Here is a 261-nt window from a genome sequence, read left to right on the forward strand (position 1 = left end):
CTTGACACTTATAGGCACGCTTGCTTGATCACCCTTAAATGCCAAAAATAAAAATACACAGCCAGTAATCAAACCGCCGGCTATGAAAGACCATTGGATTGTTTGATAAACGATAGCTCGCTGAGCATGATCGCCTGTTCCTATCTGCAAGGATATTTTTCCTGTGACAGGATCGATCTTGCCCGATGCGTCTTGCAACTTTGGCGCAGCGAGTGCGCCTGACAACGGACCAGCAGCCGCTCGGTCCATTTCGGCTTGAGG

1 protein-coding gene is annotated in these 261 nt (G+C 49.0%); it reads right to left on the bottom strand.

Going from position 1 to position 261, the window contains the following annotated elements; genetic code table 11:
* The coding region (locus SCA31_RS24060) for a hypothetical protein (protein WP_410699512.1) at nt 1–261 on the bottom strand (261 nt) is incomplete at both ends.

It is taken from the genome of Chryseobacterium sp. SIMBA_028, from assembly GCF_046535285.1.
GTDB lineage: Bacteria > Bacteroidota > Bacteroidia > Flavobacteriales > Weeksellaceae > Chryseobacterium.